The sequence below is a fragment of the Streptomyces sirii genome, from assembly GCF_045690365.1.
Lineage (GTDB): Bacteria > Actinomycetota > Actinomycetes > Streptomycetales > Streptomycetaceae > Streptomyces > Streptomyces sirii.
The window spans coordinates 4,540,728-4,564,270 of record NZ_CP147982.1; the positions used below are offsets into that span (position 1 = coordinate 4,540,728).

Consider the following 23,543-nt stretch of genomic DNA (forward strand, 5'->3'; position numbering starts at 1 on the left):
CCTCGCCCTCAGTCGACGCCGAGCAAGCTCCGCGCTATCGCGTCGTTCTGGCGGAAGTACACGGCGTTCGACCCCGGGCGCGGGAACTGGGCCGGGCCGGCGATGATGCGGTCCGTGTGCTCGACGCCTTGTGCGTCGACCGGGTGCAGGTCGGCGCCGGAGAGGTGGAGTTGGCCGGTCGGGGTGCCGTCCGGGGCGCGGGCCGGGACGAGTTCGCCGCGGGAGGTCAGCGCCCGCAGCAGTGGGTCGGCGGCCTGGGCGGGGTCGGGGTCCGTCAGTCGCGCGTCGAGGAGGACGGTCGCCTCGTGGACGGTGTCGGGGAGGGCGGGGCTGCTTGCGCGGAAGCGGGCGGGCTCGCCGGTCGGCCCCGCTTCGGCGATCTCCACCCGCATGTCGGGGCCCACGAACGTCACCACGCCCGCCTCGGCGAGGGCCAGCAGTTGTTCGGCGCGCAGGGGCGGGGGGCCCGAGCTGAGGTAGCTACCGAGGGTGAACTTGGCCAGTGCCTCGCCTACTTGGTCGGGTGGCAGGGCGCCGGAGCGCCACAGTTCCTCGATGACCGTGCCGAGTCGCGCGAGCGCATCGACCAGGGCGGCGGCGACGCCGCGCGCGGCTCCCGTACGGCTGCGCAGGACCGCGGCGAGGTGGGCGTGGAAGTGGCGCTGGAGAGCGTCGGCGTCGGGGAAGCTCCGTCCGGCCAGGGGGGCGGTCAGGCGCTCCAGGTCGAGGCGGTCGGCCGGGTCGGGGACCGCCTCGCGGGCGAGTTTGGCCAGTCGTTCGGCGTCGGTGAGCAGCAGTGCGTATTGGGCGTCGAAGTCGTCCCAGGTCATACGGGTGCGGTCGGGCTGTTCGGCGAAGAGCGCGCGGTAGTGGCACCAGGCCAACTCGGCCAGTACCAAGGGCCAGATGTCGCGGGTGAAGGAGGCGCCGGGACGGGCGAGCAGCGCGCGGCAGGCGTCGAGGGTGGCGAAGCGTGGGGCCGGTGGGGCTGAGGGGGCCGGTAGGAGCGCCGGTTTCGGGGGGAGCGGGACGCCTCGGCGGGAGCCCGCGTGGAGGCGGGGCTCGCGGCCGGAGGGCAGATAGCGCAGGCGGCCGTCGGGGGTGCGTTCGTAGCGGCCGCCGCGGCCCTCGGTCAGCAGCGCCAGGCAGTCGATGAAGACCAGGCCCAGGCCACGGACGAGGACCGGTGCGCCCGGCGGTATCCGCTCCAGCGCGTCGGGGTCGGCGGGGCCGGGGCCGATGCGGGTCAGGCCAGACGGGGCGGGTTCGGCGCGGGCCCCGGTATGGCCTTGGGCGAGGACCACCCGGTCGGCGAGGAAGGGCGGCTGGCCGGAGTCGAGGATCACCTGCTGGCGACGGCCGGAGGGCGAGTTCCCGTCCATATCGGTACGCCGTAGGTCGACCGCGCGTGCACGGTGGAGGAACAGCCGGACGGACGTGGGCCGGTCGCGGGTCACCGTTGCGAAGAAGTGGCGCAGATAGCGGCCCTGGTCGCGGCGGGCGGCGTAGGCACCGTCGTGCAGCGGGGCGTCGAGCCAACCGGCGGTGGTGGGGCCGGGGCGCGGCGGGCCGGCGCAAGTGACGCTCTCGTCGGGGTACATGGTGACGTGCTCGGCGGCGGAGTTCATCCACAGCAGGCCGGGCTGGTCGGTGCGCCAGGTGCGGCCGGCGCCCGGTGGGTAGGGGTCGACGAGGTGCAGGTCCAGGGGCCGGTCGCCGTACAGGGCGGGGACGTTGGCGAGGATCCGCTCGACGATGGAGGCGCCGCGGGGGCCGCAGCCGATGACGCAGAGGGAGCGGGCGGGGCCCGCCGGGTTGTTCAACTGGCCGCTGTTCAACTGCCCTCCCTCCCTGGGACGCTGCAGACCTCGGACTCTGCAGCCCTCCCTACCCCGAACGACAAAGGGCCCGGTGGCCCGCGCCGAGGCGCGGGACCACCGGGCGCCGGGTCAGCAGCCGGTGCTGACGGTGGAGCCGAGCGCCTGGGCCTCACGCTCGCCCGGCACCTCCAGGCCCTGAAGGTCCATGATGGTCATCGACGACACCTCCCTTCCGTTGTCCGGTCCTGATGTGTACCGTGCGTACTGGACACCGAACTCGGTGTCAGCAGCCGCCGCTGACGGTGGAGCCGAGCGCCTGAGCGTCACGCTCGCCCGGCACCTCCAGACCCTGAAGATCCATGATGGTCATTGACGACACCTCCCTCCGGTGGTGTGGCAGTGACGGTGGACAGCGGTACTGACGTGCCAGGTGCCGTTGCGGGACACCTGGAGCCCCGGGTCCGTGCACAGCGGTGCACGGGCCGCCGGGCGCCGCGTCAGCAGCCGGTGCTGACGGTGGAGCCGAGCGCCTGGGCCTCACGCTCGCCCGGCACCTCCAGACCCTGAAGATCCATGATGGTCATTTACGACACCTCCCTTCCGTCGTCCGTAGTGGCCGCCGCCCCGGACGGGGCGGTGGTGGCGCGCTCCGGGACGGCCGAGTGAACGGCCGCGGCGGACCGCGGGTCGGTGAGGAACGGGAGCAGCTCGGTGCCCCGTTCGGCGGCGGCGAGGGCCAGCAGTACGCCGGCCCCGCCGGTGGCCACGTCCATGGAGATCCGGGCCCGGCCGTCACAGGGGAAGACCGTCGCGCCGTTCAGCGTCATGGCGTGCTGGTGGAGGTTGGTCAGATGGCGCCGCAGGTGCCGCTCGGCGGTCGCCGGGGGCAGCGGTACGTGCTCGCGCAGGGTGGCCAGGGCGCCGATCAGTCCGGCGCGGCCGCCCCACAGGCCCGACTCGATGGTGAAGTCGGAGGAGCAGGCCCGCAGCAGGCCCGGCAGAGCCTCGCGGAGCCGCGCGTCGTCGCGGTGGCGCAGGAGTTCGGCCGCCACCAGGGCGATGCCCGCGCTGCCGTTGTCCAGGTAGGGCAGCAGGCGGAATCCCTCGTCTACGTGGAGGGTGTCCTGCGGGCCCGGCGCGCAGCGGTCCAGGTCGCGGTGGACGGCGCGGAACGCCTCGTCCAGGAGGGCCGGATCGCCGGTGGCCTGGTGGGCACGGAGCAGGAAGAGCGCCGGTCCCGACCAGCCGTACATCAGCCCGCCGGCGTGGGTGGAACCGCGTCGGCGCTTGCGCTCGACGGGTTCGCGGCGGGCCGCGGTGAGCCGCTCGGTGACGCGGTCGGCGAGGTCGAGGGCCTGGCGGCGCAGGGCGTCGTCGTCCAGGGCGTCGGCGAAGTGCAGGAGGTTGAGGCCGACGCCGGACAGGCCGCGGTAGAGGCTGGGGCAGTGGCGTACGGGGAGCCGGTCGGCGGCTCGGTCGAGGGCGCCGAGGGCCGCCTCGTTCTCGCCCAACTCCCGTAAGACGTAGGCCAATCCGTGCAGTCCGTCGTAGAAGCCGATGCGCTCGGCGGGGACCCGGTCGACGGCGGCGCGCAGCCAGGCCGCGCCCTGCTCGTCGCGCTCCCCCAGGACGGTGTGCCGGGCCCACAGGACGCCGGCCGCGCCGTGTGCGAAGCCCGCGCCGCCCTCGGCGAACTGTGCGAAGTCGCCGGGGTAGAGCCGGTCGGTGCGGTGCGGGGTGGCGCTGTCGCGCAGCCCGCGGCCGATCGAGGCCAGGACGTCGGACGGCGGGAACGGGCCTTGGACGCCGCGGATCTCGGCGGTGGTGTTGTCGTTGGGGGCGAGCTGCGGGGCCAGCCGGGCTACCAGGTGGCCGGGGAGGCCGAACCGCCGTGCCGCGGTGTCGAGCAGCGCCGGCGGCTTGTCGGGGGCCAGGCCGCCGAGCGCGGCGAGCGGCAGGAACAGCCACAGTGCGATGGCGGCCAGCGCGTAGTGGTCGCCGTCCGTGCCGGTGGCGTCGGCCCGGTGGAAGCCCGGGGCGCCGAGGCTGCTGGGGGTGGCCCGGTCGATCGCGTCGGCCACCTCGAAGTCCAGGAGGACGGGGATGTCGCCGGGCTGGATGATGAAGTTGCCCGGGTGCAGATCGCCGATGCGCACACCGCGTCCGTGCACCGAGGCGATCAGCGCCTCGATCCGACCGAACAGGGCCAGCGCGCGGTCCCGGTGGGCGGCCACGGCCGCCTCGTCGGGCTCGGGGACGGTCAGCGGGTAGAGCCCGGCGAGCCAGGACTGGAAGTCCTGTCCCTCGATGTCCTCCAGGACCAGGAACAGGTGGTCGCGGACCTGGAGGGTGCCGAAGGTGCGCGGGATGCCGGGCAGTCCGGCCAGCTTCGTCAGGATGCGGTGCTCGTGGGCGAGCCGGCTGACCGCGTCCCGGCCGACGCCGTCCGTACCGGAGTAGGGGCGGCCCTCCTTGAGGACGACGCTGCGCTGCCCGGCGCCGAGCGCCTTGTCGCCGACCGGCTCGGCGCGGTAGACACCGCCGCCGTGCGAGAAGTGCAGCGCCCCGGTGATCCGGTACGGGAAGTCGTCCACGGTCTGGCGTGCGGCCAGCGAGTCCTTGAGGATGTCGGGGATCGCGACCCAGTCCGGGGTGTGGAAGACGGGGGTGCGGCGGTCCGGCTCCAGGGAGCCGTCCGGGCGCCGCAGGGCGGTGACCAGGTCGCCGTCGGCGTCCTCCATGTAGGAGGTGCGGAAGCCTCCGTAGCGTACGTAGAGCGGACCCTGCCGGAAGCGCAGATCGGTCAGGACGTACGGGCCGGGGCGGCCGCCGACGATCGCTTCCAGCCCGTCGAGGGTGCGGGCCAACTCGGCCTCGTCGGCCGGGTAGACGGTCAGCAGCTTGCCGGCGGAGGAGCGTTGGGCGTACTTGCGGCTCAGGGCTCGCAGGACGTTGGCGCTCTTGAGGTACTTGAAGGTCAGGCCGTGCCGGGTGCAGTGGGCGGCGACGTCGGCGATGGTGCGGTGGGCGTCCTCGGGGGCCGCGCTGACGTGGATCTTCCAGCCCTGGTCGGGGAGTCGGTCCTCGGGCGGGCGGCAGAAGGCCCAGGCCTCGTTCTCGTCGTGCGTCCAGCCGTCGGGGAGGGGCGGGACGGGGAAGCGGGTGGCTTCCAGGTCCCAGTTGCCGGGCCAGTCGAAGAAGGTGCGGTCGGCCAGGGCGAAGCTCTCGGCGCCGTCTCTCATGCGGCACCTCGGGCGGGTGCGGGGCCGTCGGCCTCTTCGGACGCGGTGGCCTCTATGGCCTTTGCGGTCCCTGTGGTCTCTGCGGCCTCTGCGGTCCTGGTGTGGTCGTCCAGGTAGGCCGTCAGCGCGGTGCGGCGGCCGGGCGTCGCCAGGTGCGCGGCCAGGATGGCGCGGGCCTGGGTCTTGTCGTCCTCGGGGACGAAGTCGTCGAGCCCGACGTTCAGTACGCGGTTGTCGTCGCTGGGCTTGAGCGAGGCGTAGTGCTCGTCGCGCAGCAGGCCCCACACGATCGCGTCGTGGTACCGGCCGTCGAGGTAGCAGTGGTCGCGCAGGATGCCCTCGACCGTGAACGGGGTCTTGGTCATCAGCCGGATGATGCCCTTGTTGTAGCCGGCGGTGGTGACCTGCACCCGGTGCGCGTCGAGCTGGTGGAAGAGGTAGTCGACGAGCAGCACCACGGCCTCCGCCCCGTAGCCGCGGCGCCACAGCTCGGGGGAGCCGATCGCGCCGCCGACGGTGAAGCCGCCGATCCGGCCGGAGCGTTGGTAGCTGACGGTGCCGATGCGTTCGCCGTCCTTCGTGCGGATCACCAGGTGGTGGACCCGCCCCGAGCGGTTGGCCTGCTCGACCTCGGCGGCGCCCAACAGCTCCCAGTCGCCGCTGAGCACGGCCGCCGGCGAACCGGGCCGCAGCCAGGAGGCGATCGCGGCCCAGTCGTCGTCGCCGGGCCATTCCAAGGTCACCAGTCGTCCCTGCACGGTGCGTCTACCTCCTCGGTGGTGTCGTGGATCTCGATGTCGTGGCTCTGCGTGACGTGGAACTGGGTGTCGTGGATCTGGGGGTGCGGTGCAGCGGGAGCCGCGTGCCTCACGCGGCGTGGCGCTTCAGTACAAGGACGGCGTTGTGGCCGCCGAATCCGAACGAGTTGCTGAGCACCACGTCGCCGTCCCAGTCGCGGGCGCCCTTGACGACCAGGTCGAGGTCCTCCTCGTCGGGGTGGTCGCAGTTGCGGATCGGTGGGATCCGGCGGTCCCGCAGCGAGAGCACCGCGGCGGCGGCCTCGGCGGCACCGGAGGCGCCGAGCATGTGCCCGGTCATGCTCTTGACGGCGGTGACCGGCGTACGGCGCAGGTGGTCGGAGCCGAACACCTCGCGCAGGGCGGCCGCCTCGATGCGGTCGTTGAGGACGGTGCCGGTGCCGTGCGCGCTGATCTGCCCGACGTCCTCGGGGGCGCAGCCGGCGTCGGCGAGCGCGCCGCGCATCGCGCGGACGGCGCCGGCTCCGGTGGGGTCGGGGGCGGTGGCGTGGTGGGCGTCGGTGGTGGCGGCGTAGCCGGCCACCTCGGCGAGGATCCGTGCGCCGCGGCGTTCGGCGTGCCCGGCCTCTTCCAGGGCCAGGACGGTGGCGCCGACGGACATCACGAAGCCGTCGCGGTCCCGGTCGAAGGGCCGGCTGGCGCCCTCGGGGTCGTCGTTGCGGCGGGACAGGGCCCGGGCGTTGGCCGTACCGGCCAGGTCGACGGCGGTCAGCGAGTCGTCCGTGCCGCCGGCCAGCGCGAGGTCGGCGCGGCCGCTGCGGATCAGCGCGGCCGCCTCGCCGATGGCCACCGCTCCGGTGGCGCAGGCCGCGGAGACCGCGTGACTGGGGCCGGCGATCCCGTACTTGATGGACAGCAGGCTCGTCGGGTGGTCGATGGCGGTGAGGACCGAGTGGTACGGGGAGACCCGGCGCGGGCCGTGCTCCTTCAGTACGTCGTACTGCTGCTGGATCGCGGGCGCGGCGCCGTAGCCGGAGCCGATGACCGCGGCGAAGCGGTACGGGTCGATGCCGGCCGGCGGTTCGAGGCCGGCGGCGCGCAGCGCCTGGGCCGCGGCGACGACCGCGTACTGGGTGAAGGCGTCGCTGCGCCGAGCATCCTGCGGGGTGAGGTGGCCGGTCGTGTCGAATCCGGTGAGGTCACCGCCGATACGGACCGGGAGGCCGGAGGCGTCGAAGCGGGAAAGGGCGCGTACCCCGCTGCGACCGGCGAGCAGAGCGGCCCAGAAGTCCGCGGTGGTGTTTCCCACGGGGGACACCACGCCGCAGCCGGTGACGACAACGCGCCGCCGATCCGTGCGTAACTCCATGAAACCCGCCTCCTGATTTTCAGCCCCGTTGTTGCCTCTGGGGCGTCCTCATGACCAGAAACATGACAGGGGAGTCATTGGCTTGTCAACAGGCTGACCGACGGGGAGTCAGGGGAGCGTTCTCAGCCGAGGCGTGGCGCGCGCAGCCATCAGGCCTCGCACCAGCGAAAACGCTCTCAGGGACGTGACTCGTCGAGTCATGAAAATTGACTATGCGGTGTGTGCGGGGGTGCGCGAGGGGCCGGCCCTGGCAGGCCCGGAGGGTGGCCGTCGCCCCCGGGGTGTCCGCCCGAGCGCCGGCCAAGTGCCGCCCGGGTGACGGCTGATGGCGGCCGGTGGCGGCTGGTGGCGGCCGCCGTCCAGACCCCTCGCCGAACCTCGTCAGGCCCCATCGGCCCCCATCGCCCCTCGTCGCCCCCCAGCAGGGCCCGGCGTACATAGAAAGTGACAGACGGCGGGGTGGAAAGTGCCTACCTGCGGATGATCCGAATGCCCGGGTCGACCGGGACGCTGGTCCCTACAACCGGCCCCGCCCGCTTGCGCGGGGCTCCATCCCAAGGGACGAGGGAACTGATGAAGGGTATTGCGGTAGGTATTCTCCTGGCGATCGTCGGCCTGATCATGTGGCTGACCACAAAGGAAGTGGAGACGCCGTACGTCTCGCTTTCCAAGGTCGGGCTGGTGCTGGCGATCGTCGGTGGCGCGGAGGCCTTGTTCGCGCTACTGGGGCTGGGAAAGAAGGCCAATAAATAATTGCGCATTGCGCGCAATAACGGCATTTGCGCCGCCTGGGCACGTGGGGCCGGGCGGGCGTCAGCCCCGTTTTTCGAGGAGGTCCGCCAGCCGTTCCCGGGCCCGCTCGGCGTGCCGGTACGCCTGGGCCCGGCGGAACAGCTCCGCGGAATACCGGAAGTGCCCGGCCGCCCTTTCCCGGTCCCCCGCCCGCTCACACGCCGCCGCGATCTCCAGGAGCGCGGCGGCCTTCTCATGGCTGCGGCCGGTGTCGGGCAGCGCGGCCACCTCCTCGCCCAGCTCCGCCAGCCGGCCCCGGTCGCCGGCCGCCGCCGCGCACACCGCCTCGGCGGTCGTCAGCCACAGCGGGAAGTCCGGCTCCTGCGCCACCGAGGCGACGACCAGGCCGCGTTCGACGAGACCGCGGGCCGCCGCCGCCTCACCGCGGTCCAGCAGCAGCAGGGCGTAACGCCCGTTGATCTTCTCCCAGAGCGGGAAGCCGGCGGCCGGGGTGACCCGGCGGGCGCACTCCCCCAGCAGCGCCGCGGCGCGCTCCGCCTCGCCCCGGTCGCGCAGGTCGAGCGCCCGGTGCAGATCGACGACGGCCCGCGGCCCCGGGAACACGCCGTCCGCCGGCGGCCGGCCGTGGTCGGTGTCGGGCGCCCAGTCGGGGCAGCCGCTCCAATAGGCGCAGCGGGTGAGCACATCGAGGACGAGCAGCGAGTGGAATCCGGTACCGGGGTGCCGGTCGGCGCATTCGAGCGAGCCGGTGAGCGCATAGCGCAGCCCGTCCTGGACCCGGCCGGCCGACTCCAGCAGGTCCGCGAGCGCGATCAGGGCCCGTAGCCGGGCCTCGGCGTACGGCGCGGGGGCGAGCGCGTCCAGCATCCGCAGCAGGACCTCGGCGCCCTCGTCGGCGCGGCCGAGGGTGCCCAGTATTTCGGCAATGGCGAGCTGCGCCTCGGTAAATACGTCGTCCTGCCGGCCGGCCGGATCGCTCTCGGCCAGTGCGCGGAATTCCGACAGCGCACCCTCGGCGTCGCCGCCCTCCCATTGCCGACGGGCCGCCACCAATCGTCCGACCAGGTCGAGCCTGCGCGCCCGGCCGGTGCTTTCCACCGGCGCGCCGGGCGCGGATATTTCGTCGACGCCGACCCCGAGGCGGGCCGCCAGGATCTTGAGTGCCCGGCCGCTGGGAATGCGCTTACCGCGTTCGACGAGCGAGATGTAGCTGGACGACATTTCGGACCCGGCAAGGTCGTGCTGCGTCATTCCCGCGCTGACCCGAAGCTCTTTGATTCGCCGCCCGGTGTCCGCCAGCTCAGGCATTCGACAAACCCTCCGGATTTCAACGGTGGATGACTCCTGCCGGCTACACCAAATCGGCGAGTCACAATGAGTGCTGGGCACTTTACCAACCAGTCAAGAAGAAGTCGACCGATGTTTTGATTCCTTCACCGGTCTTCACCCGGCCTACCGAGATCATTTCGCCGAGTAGACCGGGACAGAAAAACCGGCCGCCCAGTACACCGAACTATGTGCGCCGGATCCCGGGGTCAACCTTTCGATGTACTACCCCACGCCGATGTCCGGGCCCGCCCTGACGTGGTCGGATGAAGCCCTCACCACCCCTTCACCGCCGGACCCTGCGGAGGCACCACCCATGACGCAGCCCCAACGCCCCGATCTGCACAAGGATCCGGCCGCCCCGCCCGCCACCGGCACCTCGTCGCGTTCGGTACTGGCCTCGGACGCCGAGCGCGAGGACATGGTCGAACGGCTCAGGGAGGCCACGGCCGAAGGCCGGTTAACCCTGGAGGAACTGGCCGAGCGGTCCGAGGCGGCGTATCTGGCCCGCACCCGCGAGGAGTTGCTGTCCATCGGCGAGGACCTGCCGCATGTGACGCCCCCGGAGTCGGCCGGCTCCGCGACCGGACAGCGCAGCTTCCGCGCGCTGTTCGGCGACATCGTCCACCACAGCCCCTCCCTGGAGCACGGCATCGAGGCCACCGCGGTCTTCGGTGACGTCACCCTCGACCTGTGCGCCTCCCCCGCGCCGCCGACCGGCGAACTGACCGTCACGGCACGCGCGTTGATCGGCGATGTGCATCTGCTCCTCCCCGAGGGCGTGCGGGTCGAGATGAACTGCGGCAACGTCTTCGGCGATGTGCGCGATCTGACCCGGGCGCACTCCGGCCCGGAGGCCGTCACTCCGCGCGTGCGCGTCACCGGCTCCGCCGTCCTCGGCGACATCATCGTCGCCCACCCCAGCTCCGACCGGCGCACGTACTGGCAGAAGTGGCTCGACGAGCGCCGCGGACGGGCGGCCTGACCGGAGGGGAAGCCGTGACGTCGTATCGGGCCCTGCTGCCCCGCACCGACCCGCCGGCGGCCCTCGCCGACGAGGGCCGGATCGGCCTGCGGGCCACGGCCCGGCACACCGGCGCGCTGGTCCGCCGCAACCTCCTGCAGATCCGGCAGAACCCCGCGTCGATGACCGACGCCCTGCTGATGCCGATCGTGCTGACGGTGCTGTTCGTCTTCGTCTTCGGCGGCTCGATCGGCGGCTCCCGCGCGCAGTACACCGCTTTTCTGATGCCGGGGCTGATGGTCATCCTCGGGATGACCATCGCGATGGCCGTCGGCCTCGGCGTCAACGACGACTTCCGTACGGGCGTGATGGACCGCTTCCGTACGATGCCCATCGCCCGCTCCTCGGTGCTGCTGGCCAAGGTGGTGGTGGAGACCGGCCGGATGCTGGTCGCCATCGCTGTCCTGCTGGCCGTCACCGCCGTGCTCGGCTTCGACTTCAGCGGCCGCTGGCCGGGCGTACTGGCCGCGATCGGCCTGACCGCCGTGTTCGGCACCTCGCTGATCTGGATCTTCATGCTGCTGGGCCTGACCCTGCGCACCGCACAGGCGATCCAGGGCCTGTCGGTGCTGGTCCTGACGCCGCTGCAGTTCGGCTCCTCGATCTTCGTCTCGCCGGCCACCATGCCGGACTGGCTCCAGGCGTTCACCCGTATCAACCCCCTGACCCATATGGCCGACGCGGCCCGCGGACTCGCCCTGGGCGAGGGCCCGGTGGCCGGCCCGGTGACCTGGACGCTGCTGTGGTCGCTGGGCCTCACGGCCGTCACCGCGCCGCTGGCCGTCGCCAAGTTCCGCACCAAGACCTGACACCGATCCGTACGGAACGGAGTGCATCCCCGTGCACGCCCCCGGCGTGGCACTCTCCGTACGAAGAAGTCGTGACCCGGCCCCCTCCCGGCCACCCCCGGGCCAGAGGGAGCCGGGTCACGCGAACTTCCGCCGGGGATCCGGGAATCGGGGACGGGGGGGGCCGGGGGGGGCCGGGGGGGCCGGGGGGCCAGGGATTCGGGAATACCGCCCTTGCCCCACACGTTGTGGCCCCGCAGGGGGCCCTCGCGTCCCCTACGGGTTCTGTTCCCCCACGCCCTAAGGTCTCCCCGGCCCCACCCCCTCGGCCAGCCCCGGCCCCTGAGGGGGACCCCCTAAGGCTCCCCGCCCTCCCGCTCCGGGAAGTCGCCCGCCGAACCGGTCATCCCCGGTGGGGTGTCGGTCAGCGCGACCGCCACCTCGACCACCGCGGTGGTCCCCGCGGCGACCCGGCGCCAGGCATCCGCCAGCGCGGCGGGCAGTTCGTCGGCGGTCGTCACCCGGCGGTGGCCCAGGCCGTACGCGTCGGCCAGGCCCTCGGTGCCGGTGGGGCGGGGGGTGGTGAAGGCGAAGCGCGAGGCCGGGCCGGAGACGCGGTCGAGGTTGGACTGGAGCCAGCCGTAGCCGCCGTTGTCGAGGACGACGTAGAGCACGGCGGCGCCCGCGTCGGCGACGGTGGGCAGTTCGCCGCGGAACAGGTTGAACGCGCCGTCGCCGACCACCGCGACCACCGGCCGCCCGGCCGGCTCGGCCAGCCGTACGCCGACGGCGGCGGCCGCACCGAAGCCCAGCGGCGTCTGCTCGCTGGGCACGACGGAGCCGCCGCCGGCGCCGAGCGCGTAGTGCGGGAAGAAGTACGACCACATGTCCTGCAGGCCGTTCTCCTGGACCAGGACGCGGTCGGCGGGGACGGCGCGGTCGAGGGCCGCCAGCACCCGGGCGACGGGCACGGCGCCCTCTGGCGCCGCCTTCGCGGCCTCCTCGGCCCGGTCGGCGGCGCGCTGCGCCAGCGCGGTCTTCGCCGTGCGGATCCGTTCCGGCCAGTCGCCGCCGGGTCGGTGGTCGGCCAGCAGTTCCGTCCAGCCGTCCACGATCCGTCCGGCGTCCCCGAGGACGTACGACCCGGGCCGCTCCATGACCAGACTCTCTTCGCCCAACACGACCTGGATCACCGGCAGTTGGGTCGCATCGTCGGGCCAGCCGAAGGTGGCGGTCTCCTCCAGGCGGCTGCCCAGCGCGATGACCAGGCCGGCCTCGCGCCACAGGGCGTCCATCGGCGCGACGGTGTAGAGGCCGCTGACGCCGCAGTAGAGGGGGTGGTCCTCGGCGACGGTGCCGCGGCCGGAGGCGGTGGTGAAGATGCCGGCGCCGAGCCGCTCGGCGAGCCGCTCGATACGGCGGCCGGTGTTGCGGTGCCGGGCGCCGCCGCCGACCAGCAGCAGCGGCCGTTCGGCGGCGGCGATCCGCTCCGCGGCGGCGGCCAGCGCGGCCGGGTCGGGGGCCGGCCGCTGGGGCGCGACCGGGCGCCAGGGCCCGCCGCGGGTGACCGGTTCCGCCGCGATCTGCTCGGCGAGCTCCAGATAGACGGGGCCCGGGGTGCCGTTGACGGCGAGGGCGGCGGCCTTCTCCAGCGCGGCGGGCAGCCGCTCGGCGTGGTCGACGCGGGTCGCCCACTTCACGTACGGGCGGATCGCGGTGAGCTGGTCCAGCTCCTGGAAGGCGCCGGTGCCCAGCCGGTCGAGCCGGGTGCCGTCGGCGATCAGGATCAGCGGCGCGGCGGCCGAGCGCGCCTCCAGGACGCCGGTGAGCGCGTTGGTCAGCGCCGGGCCCTTGCCGATCACACAGACCCCGGGGCGGCCCGCGGCGAGCGCGTAACCGGTCGCCATGAACACGGCGTTGCGCTGGTCGCGGCAGAGCACCACGGCGGTGTCCGACCGCTCCAGCTCGCCGAGCAGCGCCATGTCGTCGCCGGGCAGCCCGAAGACCGCCGTGGTGCCGAGGTGGCGGAGGTGATCGGCGATCGCGGCCCAGGCGGTGGGGTGGGTGGTCACTGCGGTCATCGGCCGGCTCCCGGGCGGTGGGCGGCGACGGCCTTGGAGAGCAGTACGGGCTCGGCACGTAATTCCCGGCCGTCGGAGATGTAGTTGGCCATCCGGCCGTAGCCGCCGAAGGGGGCGTTGCCGTCGTCGATGGACATCAGGGTGGTGTCGAGGGTGACGGTGGTGCGCCGGCGCAGCGCCTCGACGAGGCGGGGGGCGTGGCCGTAGACGCTGGAGCCCAGGGCGCGTTCGGTGAACATGCCGGTGGTGAGGGTGGCGGCGAGGGCGTCCTCGTCGCGGTAGCCGGCGACGTTGAAGATCGGGGCGAAGAACTCCGGTACGTGGGTGCGCGGGGTGACCTCCGTGCCGACGACGACGGTGGGGTCGAGGCGGCGGGCGCGGAAGTCGACGTGTCCGCCGTGCACGATCTCGCCGCGGTTGCCGGCGAGGAACTGCGCGCCGTCCGCCAGCGCGCTGTCGTAGAAGATCGGCCCGAAGTCGGCGTCCGGGTCGGTGTACGGGCCGTAGCGCAGGCCCTTGAGCTCTGCGACCAGGGCGTCGACGAACGGGTCGAGCAGCGACTCGTGGACGCTGAAGAGGTCGGGGCCCAGGCAGTCCTGGCCGGTGTTGAGGACCCGGATGGCGATCGCGTCGCGGGCGGCCTGCTCGGGGTCGGCCCCGGGGGCGACCACGAAGGGGTTGACGCCGGAGCCGAGGAAGACGAACAGCTGGCCGGGGGAGAGCTGGGCGCGGATCTGCTCGGCGTTGGCGTAGGCACCGGTGAAGACCACGACGTCGGCGGGGAGCACGTGGTCGTGCAGGAAGTCGCGCTGGCTGGCACCGGTGAGGGTGATCGGCAGGCCGTGCTGTTCGGCGAGCAGGGTGTGCAGCCGGCGCATCTGGTCCTTGACGCGGCTGGAGGGGCGGAAGACCAGGTGGTCGGTGTAGAGGGCGGGTACCAGGAGGTAGAGGGCGTAGGAGTAGAGGATGACGTTCGACGGCATGAAGGCGGCCAGGCGGGGGACCCGGCCGGGTCGGTGGGCGGCCACCTCGTCCAGGGCCCCGTCGAGGGTGGCGACGGTCGACTCGATCTCGTAGCGCGCGGCGCGGTGGGTGGAGATCTCGCACAGCAGGTCGTGCACGGTGCCGGCGTCGTTCACCAGGAAGTCCCGGACCCGGTGCACGGCCGCCGCACGTCGGCGCTCGATGCTGCCCTCCGGCTCGGCGGCCACGGTCGGCCATGCGGGAGCGGAGCTCATATGTCCCTCCTCGGGGCGTAGTCCATGGAGGGTCAGCGTCAGCCAATTGTCATTTATTGTCAAGCAAAGTCAATGCTCTCGACTAGCCCATGTGACAACTGGCGCCACCCCTGGCTGCCACACGGCGCCCGCCACTCCCCCGATCTTCCTGCGCGAGAACCTCGAACCGGCCTCTCATCTGTCGCAACACCCGCATCGAAGCAAGGGGAATGTCGACCTCCGAACATGACAAAAAGTGACTCCTCGACCGGGGGAAGGTCGCCCTCGGAACACCCCCGCGCGGGCACGCGATGAGTAGACTCCCCGTCATCTGGCTCCATCCGTACGGGGCCGTCCGCAGACGTCACTGTCCGTCCCCCCAACTCAACTGCGAGCGTTTTTCTTGGTGATTGAGCAGCCTGCTTTCGGGAAGCGAGTGCGGGAGGTCCGGCGCGCTCAGGGTCTGTCCCAGGGGGACCTCGCCGGGGACGATCTCTCCCCCAGCTACGTCTCGCTGGTCGAGAACGGCCGCAGAATCCCGAGCGCCAAGATCGCCCGGTCCATCGCCGAACGTCTCGGCACGACGGTCGAGGCGCTCAGCGCCACCGAGGATGTCGGGGACCGGCTCGCCCAGCGCCTGGGCCTGGTGGGCCAGTTGGTGGCCGCCCGCGCCAGTGCGCTGGCCGGCGACTGGCCCGCGGCGCGGCGCCAGCTGGAGTCGGTGGTGGAGCAGGCCGGCGCCGACCAGGACGAGGTGCGCTGGGAGGCGCACTGGGAGCTGGCCACGGTCCTGGGCCGGCTCGACGAACCGGAGCGCCATGAGGCCGCCCTGCGCCGGCTGCTCGACGACCCGCTCACCCGCTCCGCCCCCGTGCTGCAGGCCCGGGTCGCCGTCGAACTCTCCCAATTGCTGCGCTGCGCCGGCCGCCTCTCGGACGGGGTGCGCCTGGCGGAGGAGGCGGTGCGGGTCACCGGCGAGCTGGAGTCCGGCCGGCCGGAGCGGGCGCAGGCCAAGGTGGCACTGCTGTCCGCGTCCGTCGACAGCGGGGAGTGGAACCGCGCCGAGCAGCTCGGGGCGGAGCTGAGCGAGGAGATCGCGCCGCTGCCGGCCGGGGAACTGCGGGCGAGCGCCCTGTGGGCGGTGGCCGGTGCGCGGTATCTGGGCGGGCACGCGGACCGAGCGCTGGAGCTGCTCGCCGAGGCGGAGCGGCAGCTGGCCGCGACGGACGGCGTACGGCTCCGGCTGCGGCTGGCCCGGGCCCGTACGCTGCTGGCGCTCGCGGCGGGTCCGGACGACGAGGCGGACGCCCTGATGACGCGGGCCCGGCAGGCCGCCGCGCTGATCGACAGCCCGTCCGGCGGGACCTGGCTGGCCCTGCTGGAGACGGCCGCGGCGCTGCGCCACGACGACGCCCTGGCGGCCGCCGGGCACGCCGCCTCGATCGACCTAGGCGCCGGTGAACTCCCGCCCCTGGACCGCGCCCGCTGCCTGCTCCATCTGGCCCGCGCGCATCGCGCGGACCGCTCCGAGGAGGCCGCGGAGGCCGACTTCAAGCAGGCCGCCGAGGGGTACGAGCAGGCCGGCGCCTTCCGGCTGGCGCTGGAGAGCTGGCGCGAGCTGAGCGCCGGCGGCCGTACGGGCGAGGGGCCGGATCCGCATGCGGTGCTGATGCCGTAGGGCGTGTCCTGGCGGGAGCCGGGCGGCCGGCGTACGGCGTCACGTCTTCGGCCGCGCCTCAGGGGAGTCGGGCTGCCACATGCGCACGCCGGGTGCGGGGGCAGTGGTGGCCGCGCAGGCCACCGTCTGCGGGCCGGCGGGCAGATCGTGGACGTAGGCGACGCCGCCGGGGTGCGCGCGGGACGCCGGGATCACGACCTTGCCGTCCCGCGCCTCGCTCAGCGCGTCGATCTCGTCGACGGTGGCCAGCCCGCCCGGACCGGTCAGTCGCAGAGCCGCTTCCTTACGGGTCCACAGCTGGGCCAGCCGGTGCGCCCGCCGGTCCGCGGGCACCTCCTGGATGTGCCGGCGCTCCAACGCGGTGAAGGGGAGCAGCAGTTCGCGGACGGGACCGGGCGGAACGGTGTGCACGGACAGGGCCACCGGGAGGTCCCGCATCAGGGCGAGGAGTTGCCGTCCGGGGTCGGTGGTGACGCCGAGACAAAGGCGGGCGCCCGGGGGCCAGCCGGTGCCGTCGGGCGGTTCGGCGAACGCCGGCCGGCCGAAGCCGTCCCGGATCACCGGAATATCAAGTGGGGAACAATGCAGTAATCGCCCGAGAAAGGCCGCCAAACAGTCGTTCTCTCGAATATCGCCGGTCGTGGGCGAGAAGATATGTAAACCGCCGTCGGCTAATTCGGGGGAGCGGGACGGGTCCCAACTTCCGTACCAGTCGGGCGAGTTGGCCGTGCCGTGCGGGCCGTCGGCGCGACCGCTGCCGCCGTTTGCGCTGCCGCCGTCGCGGCCGGTCTCATGGTTGAGTGAATGCACGCCATGGAAAGACTGGTCCCCCCGCATAGATCCCCTCGCACCATGTCTCCTTTCCGCGGACCGTCGTATCCGGGAAAGCAGTGCAGTGAGTCGATTTGGTTTTCCCTCCGGAGATCCTCAAGGTAACCCTGGTCTATGCCTGCGTCAACAAGCGACGACCGGAAATCAACTTCGGTTTACTGTCGGGCATTACCAGATTTCGCCAGGCCGAGCCCTCGTCGGGGCGCCGCGTTCTCCGGTACACGGCGACGGGAGCGCCGGGTGAACTGCGGCCTTTCCGAGGGGTGATCGGCGGGTGGCCGCCGTTGCACCAAGGGAGAACGGGGCAACTGACTTTTATTCATGCGCCGTGGGCAATGGCGCTCCTGCCGGACGGACGGCCCGGCAGGAGCGCGCCGATCGGGTACCGGGCGTGTACGCGGCGCCGCCGGGATCAGGACGCCAGCTGCTTCTCGACTCGTAGCACTATGTCCAAAACTCTACGCATGTCCTTCATCTCCTCTTCGGGCAATGCGATCCCGAATCGCTCCTCGGCGACGACGATGACCTCCGCCATCGCCAGGGAGTCCACGTCCAACTCCTCGACCAGGGACTTCTCCTCGGTCACATCGGCCGGCAGGACACCGGCCACCTCGTGCAGGATCTCGGCGAGTTGGGCAACGATGTCCTCGCGGGTCGGGATGGTCACGGCGGTCACCTCTCTGCGGAATGGGGGAGTGCGTCACCGGTCGGCCGCGGGGCCCGGGGGTCGCACGGGGTAGTGAGGATGTGCGGCGCACGGCGGCCGGGGCGGCCGGAGCCTGTGCGGCCCGGCGCGGTCGAGTGCGGACCGGCGCGGGTTCGAGGCCTGCGCCTACACCACCGGCCGGAAGGCGTGACATCAGAGTCATTCCTTTGACTGCACTTGACAGTTCCAGTCAACTGGAGGTCCGATAGGTTGTCAATGACGACCTATCAAGACCATGCCAAGACAATACTTCTGAGTTATCTTCAGTGACTCTGGAGTCGATGACGAGTCAGACGGAGGAACCGCATGGGCGGTCTGCTCGACGGAAAGCGGCTGGTTGTCACCGGTGTGATCACCGAACGCTCCATCGCCTACGCGGTGGCACGGCTCGCTCAGGAACAGGGCGCCAAGATCGTCCTCACCGCGTACGGGCGGCCGAGTCTGGTGGCCCGGCTCGCCCGGCGGCTCCCGGAGGAGCCCCCCGTCGTGGAACTGGACGTCACCGACGAGGCGCAACTCGCCACGCTCGCCGACCGGGTCGGCGCCCACCTCGACGGGATCGACGGTGTGCTGCACTCCGTCGCCAACGCCCCCGCGGCCTGTCTGGACGGCGGCTTCCTGACCGCGCCGTGGCACGAGGTGTCCGCCGCGCTGCACACCTCGACCTACTCCCTGGTGGCACTCACCATGGCCTGCCGGCCGCTGCTGCGCCCCGGCGCCTCGGTCGTCGGTGTGGACTTCGACGCCTCCCGCGCCTGGCCGGGCTACGACTGGATGGGCGTCGCCAAGGCGGGACTTGAGGCCTGCTCGCGCTATCTGGCGCGGGACCTCGGCGGACAGGGCATACGGGCCAACCTCGTCGCGGCCGGACCGCTGCGCACCCTGGCCGCACGGGGCATAGGCGGCGACGGACCGTCCTTCGAGAAGAGCTGGGCGACCCGCGCGCCACTGGGCTGGGACCCCGAGGACGCGAGCCCGGTCGCCCGTACCTGTGTGGCCCTGCTGTCGGACTGGTTACCCGCCACCACCGGCGAGATCGTGCACGCGGACGGCGGCCGCCACATGATCGGCGGCTGACGGCCGATGACGCCCGCGCCCCCGCGCACCTCCGCCCCCACACCGCCCACCGGCTTGCGCTGCGGCCCGTACACCATCGACCGGGAGCGGATCGCCGCCTTCGCCGCCGCGCTCGGCGACCCCCACCCCGCGTACACCGACCCGGCCGCCGCCCGCGCCCTCGGCCACCCGGACACCATCGCCCCGCCGACCTACCTCGTCACCCTCGCCGCACGCGCCGAGGACGCCCTGCTCAGCGCCCGGCCCCAGATCACCAGCCTCGACGGCGCCGTGCACCGCTCCCAGTCGTTGCGCCACGCCCGTCCCGCACACGCCGGGGACACCCTCCACGCCACCGTCCGCCTCACCGAGGCCAGCGCCGTCGCGGGCTGCGAACTACTGACTCTGGACTGCGAGTTCCATGACGCGGCCGGACTGTGGGTGGCCACCACCACCTCCGCACTGCTGTGCCGCGTCGCCCCCGGTCCGCCTCCCGCTCAGCCCCGGCCGGGCAGCAGGCGGCCCCGTGCCCGGCACCCCCTCGACCCCACGGGATCGGAGCACCCATGACCGACACCATCGCCCCTCCGGTCGCCGCCGCCCGGCTCGTCGACGGCACCGCGCCCGCGCTCGGCGGCACCGGCCGGCTCGACGGACCGGCGCTCACCCGTCGGGTGCAGACCACCGCCCACGCCCTCGCCCGCCTCGGTGTCCGCACCGGCGACCGGATCCTGGTCCAGGGCGACAACAGCATCGACTACGTCGTGACGCTGCTGGCCCTGATGCGGCTGGACACCTCGCTCATCCCGGTCGACCACCGGCTCTCCGCCGCCGACGCCACCGCGGCCGCCCGCCAGGCCCGCGCCCGCTGGCTGGTCACCGCCGCCGACCACGCCACCGGATTCCCCGGTATCCCCGACCGCCGCGTCATCCACTACCCCGGACTGGCCGCCGACGCCCCGCCGCCGCCCCCGTCCGAGGTCGATCTGACGCCCTGGTTCCGCCGCCCCGACGCCCTCGTCCTGTGGTCCTCGGGCACCACCGGCCGTCCCAAGGGCATCGTCAAACCCGGCCACGCGGTCCTCGACAACTCGCTGCGCACCATCCAGGCCATGGGCTACCGCGCGGACGACGTCCTCGCCCCGCTGCTGCCCTTCTCCCACCAGTACGGCCTCTCCGTCATCCTGCTGTGGTGGCTGGCCCGCTGCACCCTGCTGGTCACGCCCTACCAGCGGCTCGACGCGGCCGTCACCCAGGCCGCCGCGCACGGCGCCACCGCCGTGGACGCCGCGCCGTCGACCTACCACTCGCTCCTGGGCGTGGTGCGGCGCCGGCCCGAGGTGCGCGCCGGGCTCGCGGGCGTCCGCGTCTGGGGCGTGGGCGGGGCACCGCTGCCCGCCCCGCTGGCGGAGTCCTTCCGCACGACAATGGGCCGCCCGTTGCTGGACGGCTACGGCCTGACGGAACTCGGCAACGTCGCACTGGCCACCCCCGACGCACCGCACGGCTGCGGGCGTCCGCTGCCCGGCGTGCGGCTGCGCGTGCTGCGCCCCGACGGCACCGCTGCCGACCCCGGCGAGCTGGGCGTCATCGAGGTGCGCTCCCCCGGGCTGATGGCCGGCTACCTCCAGGAGGACGGCTCGCTCACACCCGTCGATCCGGACGCCTGGTACCCGACGGCGGATCTGGGCAGCGTCGACGCCGACGGCATCGTACGGGTGGTGGGCCGCAATCAGGCCGTGCACCGGCTGGGCTTCACGCTCTACCCCGAGAGCCTGGAGCGTCGTGCCGAGGCCTGCGGGCGCCCGGTCAAGGTGCTGGCGGTCGCGGACCAACGCCGCGGCAGCGCACTGCACTTCGTCGTCGCGGACCCCGAGGGCGAGGCTCCGCTGACCTGGCGCCGGCGGCTCGCCGAGCACCTCGCGGAGTACGAACAGCCCAACGCTGTTCATGTCGTGGGCCACTTCCCGCTCACGGCCAACGACAAGCCGGACACGCGCGCGTTGCGTGCTCAGCTGGGGCTGGAGCTGGGAGTGGGTCCGGAACCGGTGCCCCGGCAGGGGGGCGGCCGCTAGAACTCCGGGCGCTGTGGGGGTCGTTCAGGTCTGTGGGGATCTGCTGCTACGTGACCGTGACCGGCTCTGCGGGGGTTTCACGTGAAACATCTCGGAGCCGTCACCGGGGCTGTGCCGGTTCTGCGACCGGCGCTGTGCCGGCGCTGTGCCGGCTGTGTGTCCGGGCCTGCTTCGGCCGGCGGGCATGCCTCAAGAACCGCCGCTGACCGGCTCAGACGCTGCGGCTGATGTGCGTATGACGACGGGCCGCCGGGATGACCGCGGAGCGCGCGTCCATGTCGGCGTGCAGCGCGGCGTCGGCCGTGGCGGCAGGCAGCTGCTCCATGCCGCGGATGCAGCGGCTGCGCAGGCCGGGCGAGGCTCCGTGTGCCTCGGCGCTGATCCGCTGCTTGATCGTCGGCGGCAGCTCCGGCCGGGCGAACATCGGCAGGCTGGACGAGGTGTGGCCGAGCCCCGGTACGGCGCGCGGTCCGGGCACGGTGGGCACGGCTCTGGCGGCAGGCACCTTGCGGGCACCCGTTCCCGGGTCCTGGTCCGGCTCGACGCGGTGCACCGCCTTGGGCGTCTCGTCACCCGGGGTGTCGGAGCCCCCGTTCTCGTCGCCCAGGGTCCGCTCGTACAGCGCGGCTTCCCGGCGCGCCGCCGACGCCGCCGCGGAGACGCCCAGTGACGCCAGCAGCTTGCCGAGCATCGCCAGGCACACCGCCCAGAACTTCATGACCTTGGTCGCAGCCATGGTCCCCTCGCTTTCGATCTGGATCTCCCCGTGAGATCCGTTGCCGCTACTTCTTTGTTGTGCGTGTCTTCGTGGTGCGGGTACTTCGTGGTGCGGGTACTTCGTCGTGCGTGTGCTTCGTGGTGCGCGTACTTCTCCTGCGTCGCTGCAGTTGCGGAGCTCCGCCCGTATCGCTTACGTTGCGCCGCTTCTGTTGCGTTTTCTTATGATGAGTACGCAATGGGAGGATTCGCGGACCGACGCCCCCGGATCGGCGTTCTTCGGATGAACACCACCCGTACGCAGTAGCCGCAGCCCTCGGACAGCAGGTCGGCGGCGGGTCGGCGGCCGCTCGGGCGACCGGTCGCGGCCTCTTCGCGCACACGGGACGAAGCGCCGCGGATGCGCACGGCGGACTCCTGGGATATGGCGGCGGGTCTCCCGGCTCAGGCCGGTGCCGGCTCCCCCGTGCGGGCCATCTCGGCCATGATGCGGACGGCCTCGGGTTCGGGGGTGTCGGGCGGGATGATCAGTAGGTCCCAGCGGCCGTGGCCGGGGGAGACCAGGCAGATGGTGTCCGGGCCGGGGCGGCCGGTGGTCCTGCGGAGGCGGACGACATGGCCGTCGACGAGGGTGTGGGTGGGCAGGGCGGGCCAGGCCGCGCCGTTCACCGTGGCGTGGGTGATCCGCGGCCAGTCGAAGGGCAACGCGGTCAGCAGCTCGGGGAGTTCGGCCAGCAGGTCGGTGGAGTGCGGCCACCAGACACCGTCGATGTGCCGCACCGTGGCGACGTGCGGCGCGATGGTCAGGCGGGCGACGAGCGGTGGGGCGTGGTGCCCGGGGTGCGCCGAGTGGGCAGGGCTCCCGGAGTCGGTGGTCATGCGGTGCTCCTGATGCGACGGGCGGCGACCCGGGCGGGGTCGGGCCAGCGCACGTCCCAGACCCAGCCGAGGCGTTCGAAGAGCCGGATGAAGGCTGCCGACACATCGATCTGACCGCGGTCGACGCCGTGCCGGGCGCAGGTCGGATCGGCGTGGTGCAGGTTGTGCCAGCTCTCGCCGAACGACAGCAGGGCCAGCGGCCACAGGTTGGTCGCCCGGTCGTGGCGCCGGGTGCGGAACGGTCGCTCACCGATGACATGGCAGAGCGAGTTGACGCTCCAGGTGACGTGGTGCAGCAGCGCGATCCGGATGAACCCCGCCCACAGCAGGGCGGTCAGCGCGGTGACCCAGCTGCCGCCGAGCGCGAAGCCCAGCGCGAACGGCAGCCCGAGGGTGAGCAGGCACAGCGCGGGGAAGGCCCGGTCCACGGCGCGGATACCGCGGTCGGCGAGCAGATCGGGCGCGAAGCGCCGGTGCGAGGTGGGGTCGTTGCCGAAGAGCCAGCCGATATGGGAGTGGACGAGTCCGCGCAGCTGGCCGCGCAGGCTGGTGCCGTAGCGGTAGGGGGAGTGCGGATCGCCGGGGCGGTCGGTGTAGGCGTGGTGGCGGCGGTGGGTGGCGACCCAGTCGATGACATCGCCCTGGAAGCTGAGCGAGCCGGCGATGGCGAGCGCGATGCGCAACGCGGGGGCGGCGGTGTAGCTGCCGTGGGTCAGACCGCGGTGGAAGCCGATGGTGACGCCCAGGCCGGAGACGACGTAGAAGACGGCCAGCAGGACGAGATCGGTGAGGTGGACGACGCTGCCCCACAGCAGGGGGATGGCGACGCCCAGGCCGACGAAGGGGGCGACGACGATGATGCCGGTGACCGTGACGTACATCCGCCGGCCGCCGCTCGGCGGAGGGTCCGCGCCGCTGTCGGGGAACGGCGAGGTCCCGTCGTAGTCCCGCGCCGACGGGAAGGTGCGGGCGGTCCAGGTCACAGGTCGTTACCCGCCTTACCGGAGGGCGGTGGGCCGGCCACCCGGGGTCCGGCGCGGCCGCCACCCCGCGGCCGCTTGTGCCGCCGATGCCGCACCGACTGCTTCCAGTCCGCGTACCGGTGGGTGGCCATCCGTCCGGCCTGCTGGGCATTGACCCGGGCGATGAACAGCGCCCCCAGCGCGACCAGCGCCAGCAGCACGACCACGGTCAACAGAGTCTGCATCGTGCTCACCTCACCG

The 23,543-nt window shown here is 72.8% G+C and carries 24 protein-coding genes; 7 read left to right on the plus strand and 17 right to left on the minus strand.

The annotated features are described in order from the left end of the window. Positions 1–8: 8 nt before the first annotated feature. From WAB15_RS20320 to WAB15_RS20355, 8 genes are all read right to left on the minus strand, one after another. Complete coding sequence (locus WAB15_RS20320; protein ID WP_407287104.1) at positions 9–1,838, minus strand: FAD/NAD(P)-binding protein; 1,830 nt, start codon at positions 1,836–1,838, stop codon at positions 9–11. Positions 1,839–1,949: 111 nt separating this feature from the next. After that, on the minus strand, positions 1,950–2,036 hold the full coding sequence (locus WAB15_RS20325; protein WP_199812551.1) for a class III lanthipeptide: 87 nt from the start codon (positions 2,034–2,036) through the stop codon (positions 1,950–1,952). Between the two features lie 67 nt (positions 2,037–2,103). Then, entirely contained in the window at positions 2,104–2,199 is a 96-nt protein-coding gene (locus WAB15_RS20330) for a class III lanthipeptide (RefSeq protein ID WP_393485503.1), read from the minus strand. A 118-nt stretch (positions 2,200–2,317) separates the two neighbouring features. Next, complete coding sequence (locus WAB15_RS20335; protein WP_199812551.1) at positions 2,318–2,404, minus strand: class III lanthipeptide; 87 nt, start codon at positions 2,402–2,404, stop codon at positions 2,318–2,320. Next, entirely contained in the window at positions 2,405–5,062 is a 2,658-nt protein-coding gene (gene lanKC, locus WAB15_RS20340; protein ID WP_407287105.1) for a class III lanthionine synthetase LanKC, read from the minus strand. Then, complete coding sequence (locus WAB15_RS20345; protein ID WP_407287106.1) at positions 5,059–5,805, minus strand: GNAT family N-acetyltransferase; 747 nt, start codon at positions 5,803–5,805, stop codon at positions 5,059–5,061. Before WAB15_RS20345 ends, lanKC begins: the two co-directional genes overlap by 4 nt. Further along, complete coding sequence (locus WAB15_RS20350) at positions 5,802–5,933, minus strand: hypothetical protein (protein WP_407287107.1); 132 nt, start codon at positions 5,931–5,933, stop codon at positions 5,802–5,804. The genes WAB15_RS20345 and WAB15_RS20350 overlap by 4 nt, the downstream gene beginning before the upstream one ends. Beyond that, positions 5,930–7,189: a beta-ketoacyl-[acyl-carrier-protein] synthase family protein gene (locus WAB15_RS20355; protein WP_399145984.1), complete on the minus strand. Its 1,260-nt coding sequence runs from the start codon at positions 7,187–7,189 to the stop codon at positions 5,930–5,932. Before WAB15_RS20355 ends, WAB15_RS20350 begins: the two co-directional genes overlap by 4 nt. A gap of 573 nt (positions 7,190–7,762) precedes the next feature. On the opposite strand from WAB15_RS20355, the gene WAB15_RS20360 reads away from it, so the two are divergent. Next, a complete protein-coding gene (locus WAB15_RS20360; protein WP_393485512.1) occupies positions 7,763–7,942 on the plus strand; it encodes a DUF5708 family protein in 180 nt (59 codons plus the stop codon). Positions 7,943–8,002: 60 nt separating this feature from the next. On the opposite strand, the gene WAB15_RS20365 is transcribed toward WAB15_RS20360, so the two are convergent. Continuing rightward, the gene (locus WAB15_RS20365; protein ID WP_399145983.1) at positions 8,003–9,250 is read right to left on the minus strand and encodes a helix-turn-helix domain-containing protein; all 1,248 of its coding nucleotides are present in this window, start codon (positions 9,248–9,250) and stop codon (positions 8,003–8,005) included. Positions 9,251–9,584: 334 nt separating this feature from the next. Here WAB15_RS20365 and WAB15_RS20370 point away from each other — a divergent pair, with 334 nt between their 5' ends. Beyond that, positions 9,585–10,253 carry a DUF1707 domain-containing protein gene (locus WAB15_RS20370; protein ID WP_407287108.1) on the plus strand — a complete coding sequence of 223 codons (669 nt, stop codon included), beginning with the start codon at positions 9,585–9,587 and terminating at the stop codon, positions 10,251–10,253. 14 nt (positions 10,254–10,267) lie between these two features. Further along, entirely contained in the window at positions 10,268–11,101 is an 834-nt protein-coding gene (locus WAB15_RS20375) for an ABC transporter permease (protein ID WP_407287109.1), read from the plus strand. A gap of 335 nt (positions 11,102–11,436) precedes the next feature. Here the strand turns inward: WAB15_RS20375 and WAB15_RS20380 are convergent, their stop codons facing one another. After that, entirely contained in the window at positions 11,437–13,161 is a 1,725-nt protein-coding gene (locus tag WAB15_RS20380; RefSeq protein ID WP_407287110.1) for a thiamine pyrophosphate-binding protein, read from the minus strand. Continuing rightward, complete coding sequence (locus tag WAB15_RS20385; RefSeq protein WP_399145979.1) at positions 13,158–14,399, minus strand: aldehyde dehydrogenase family protein; 1,242 nt, start codon at positions 14,397–14,399, stop codon at positions 13,158–13,160. The genes WAB15_RS20380 and WAB15_RS20385 overlap by 4 nt, the downstream gene beginning before the upstream one ends. A 385-nt stretch (positions 14,400–14,784) precedes the next feature. Here WAB15_RS20385 and WAB15_RS20390 point away from each other — a divergent pair, with 385 nt between their 5' ends. Next, on the plus strand, positions 14,785–16,056 hold the full coding sequence (locus tag WAB15_RS20390) for a helix-turn-helix domain-containing protein (protein WP_407287111.1): 1,272 nt from the start codon (positions 14,785–14,787) through the stop codon (positions 16,054–16,056). A gap of 39 nt (positions 16,057–16,095) precedes the next feature. Here the strand turns inward: WAB15_RS20390 and WAB15_RS20395 are convergent, their stop codons facing one another. Next, positions 16,096–16,617: a 4'-phosphopantetheinyl transferase superfamily protein gene (locus WAB15_RS20395; RefSeq protein WP_399145977.1), complete on the minus strand. Its 522-nt coding sequence runs from the start codon at positions 16,615–16,617 to the stop codon at positions 16,096–16,098. A 682-nt stretch (positions 16,618–17,299) separates the two neighbouring features. After that, positions 17,300–17,554, minus strand: a complete 255-nt coding sequence (locus WAB15_RS20400) for an acyl carrier protein (RefSeq protein WP_399145976.1) — start codon at positions 17,552–17,554, stop codon at positions 17,300–17,302. Between the two features lie 345 nt (positions 17,555–17,899). Here WAB15_RS20400 and fabI point away from each other — a divergent pair, with 345 nt between their 5' ends. Genes fabI through WAB15_RS20415 form a run of 3 tightly spaced genes read left to right on the plus strand, consistent with a single transcriptional unit; the run spans position 17,900 to position 20,724 of the window. Continuing rightward, complete coding sequence (fabI, locus tag WAB15_RS20405) at positions 17,900–18,670, plus strand: enoyl-ACP reductase FabI (protein WP_407287112.1); 771 nt, start codon at positions 17,900–17,902, stop codon at positions 18,668–18,670. 6 nt (positions 18,671–18,676) lie between these two features. After that, positions 18,677–19,219: a MaoC family dehydratase gene (locus WAB15_RS20410; RefSeq protein ID WP_399145974.1), complete on the plus strand. Its 543-nt coding sequence runs from the start codon at positions 18,677–18,679 to the stop codon at positions 19,217–19,219. Further along, a complete protein-coding gene (locus tag WAB15_RS20415) occupies positions 19,216–20,724 on the plus strand; it encodes a class I adenylate-forming enzyme family protein (protein WP_407287113.1) in 1,509 nt (502 codons plus the stop codon). The genes WAB15_RS20410 and WAB15_RS20415 overlap by 4 nt, the downstream gene beginning before the upstream one ends. Before the next feature lie 211 nt (positions 20,725–20,935). On the opposite strand, the gene WAB15_RS20420 is transcribed toward WAB15_RS20415, so the two are convergent. The 4 genes from WAB15_RS20420 to WAB15_RS20435 form a co-directional block, all read right to left on the minus strand. Further along, the gene (locus WAB15_RS20420; protein ID WP_407287114.1) at positions 20,936–21,460 is read right to left on the minus strand and encodes a DUF6344 domain-containing protein; all 525 of its coding nucleotides are present in this window, start codon (positions 21,458–21,460) and stop codon (positions 20,936–20,938) included. A gap of 425 nt (positions 21,461–21,885) precedes the next feature. After that, entirely contained in the window at positions 21,886–22,320 is a 435-nt protein-coding gene (locus WAB15_RS20425) for a DUF5994 family protein (protein WP_407287115.1), read from the minus strand. Next, entirely contained in the window at positions 22,317–23,303 is a 987-nt protein-coding gene (locus WAB15_RS20430; protein WP_407287116.1) for an acyl-CoA desaturase, read from the minus strand. Before WAB15_RS20430 ends, WAB15_RS20425 begins: the two co-directional genes overlap by 4 nt. Beyond that, a complete protein-coding gene (locus WAB15_RS20435) occupies positions 23,300–23,527 on the minus strand; it encodes a hypothetical protein (protein ID WP_399145969.1) in 228 nt (75 codons plus the stop codon). The genes WAB15_RS20430 and WAB15_RS20435 overlap by 4 nt, the downstream gene beginning before the upstream one ends. Positions 23,528–23,543 lie beyond the last annotated feature (16 nt).

Excerpts from the sequence above, each read along its gene's own strand:
- WAB15_RS20325 (WP_199812551.1), bottom strand. The coding sequence starts at position 2,036 with ATGACCATCATGGACCTTCAGGGCCTGGAGGTGCCGGGCGAGCGTGAG.
- WAB15_RS20335 (WP_199812551.1), bottom strand. The coding sequence starts at position 2,404 with ATGACCATCATGGATCTTCAGGGTCTGGAGGTGCCGGGCGAGCGTGAG.
- lanKC (WP_407287105.1), bottom strand. The coding sequence starts at position 5,062 with ATGAGAGACGGCGCCGAGAGCTTCGCCCTGGCCGACCGCACCTTCTTC.
- WAB15_RS20355 (WP_399145984.1), bottom strand. The coding sequence starts at position 7,189 with ATGGAGTTACGCACGGATCGGCGGCGCGTTGTCGTCACCGGCTGCGGC.
- WAB15_RS20360 (WP_393485512.1), top strand. The coding sequence starts at position 7,763 with ATGAAGGGTATTGCGGTAGGTATTCTCCTGGCGATCGTCGGCCTGATC.
- WAB15_RS20365 (WP_399145983.1), bottom strand. The coding sequence starts at position 9,250 with ATGCCTGAGCTGGCGGACACCGGGCGGCGAATCAAAGAGCTTCGGGTC.
- WAB15_RS20370 (WP_407287108.1), top strand. The coding sequence starts at position 9,585 with ATGACGCAGCCCCAACGCCCCGATCTGCACAAGGATCCGGCCGCCCCG.
- WAB15_RS20380 (WP_407287110.1), bottom strand. The coding sequence starts at position 13,161 with ATGACCGCAGTGACCACCCACCCCACCGCCTGGGCCGCGATCGCCGAT.
- WAB15_RS20385 (WP_399145979.1), bottom strand. The coding sequence starts at position 14,399 with ATGAGCTCCGCTCCCGCATGGCCGACCGTGGCCGCCGAGCCGGAGGGC.
- fabI (WP_407287112.1), top strand. The coding sequence starts at position 17,900 with ATGGGCGGTCTGCTCGACGGAAAGCGGCTGGTTGTCACCGGTGTGATC.
- WAB15_RS20410 (WP_399145974.1), top strand. The coding sequence starts at position 18,677 with ATGACGCCCGCGCCCCCGCGCACCTCCGCCCCCACACCGCCCACCGGC.
- WAB15_RS20415 (WP_407287113.1), top strand. The coding sequence starts at position 19,216 with ATGACCGACACCATCGCCCCTCCGGTCGCCGCCGCCCGGCTCGTCGAC.
- WAB15_RS20420 (WP_407287114.1), bottom strand. The coding sequence starts at position 21,460 with ATGGCTGCGACCAAGGTCATGAAGTTCTGGGCGGTGTGCCTGGCGATG.
- WAB15_RS20425 (WP_407287115.1), bottom strand. The coding sequence starts at position 22,320 with ATGACCACCGACTCCGGGAGCCCTGCCCACTCGGCGCACCCCGGGCAC.
- WAB15_RS20435 (WP_399145969.1), bottom strand. The coding sequence starts at position 23,527 with ATGCAGACTCTGTTGACCGTGGTCGTGCTGCTGGCGCTGGTCGCGCTG.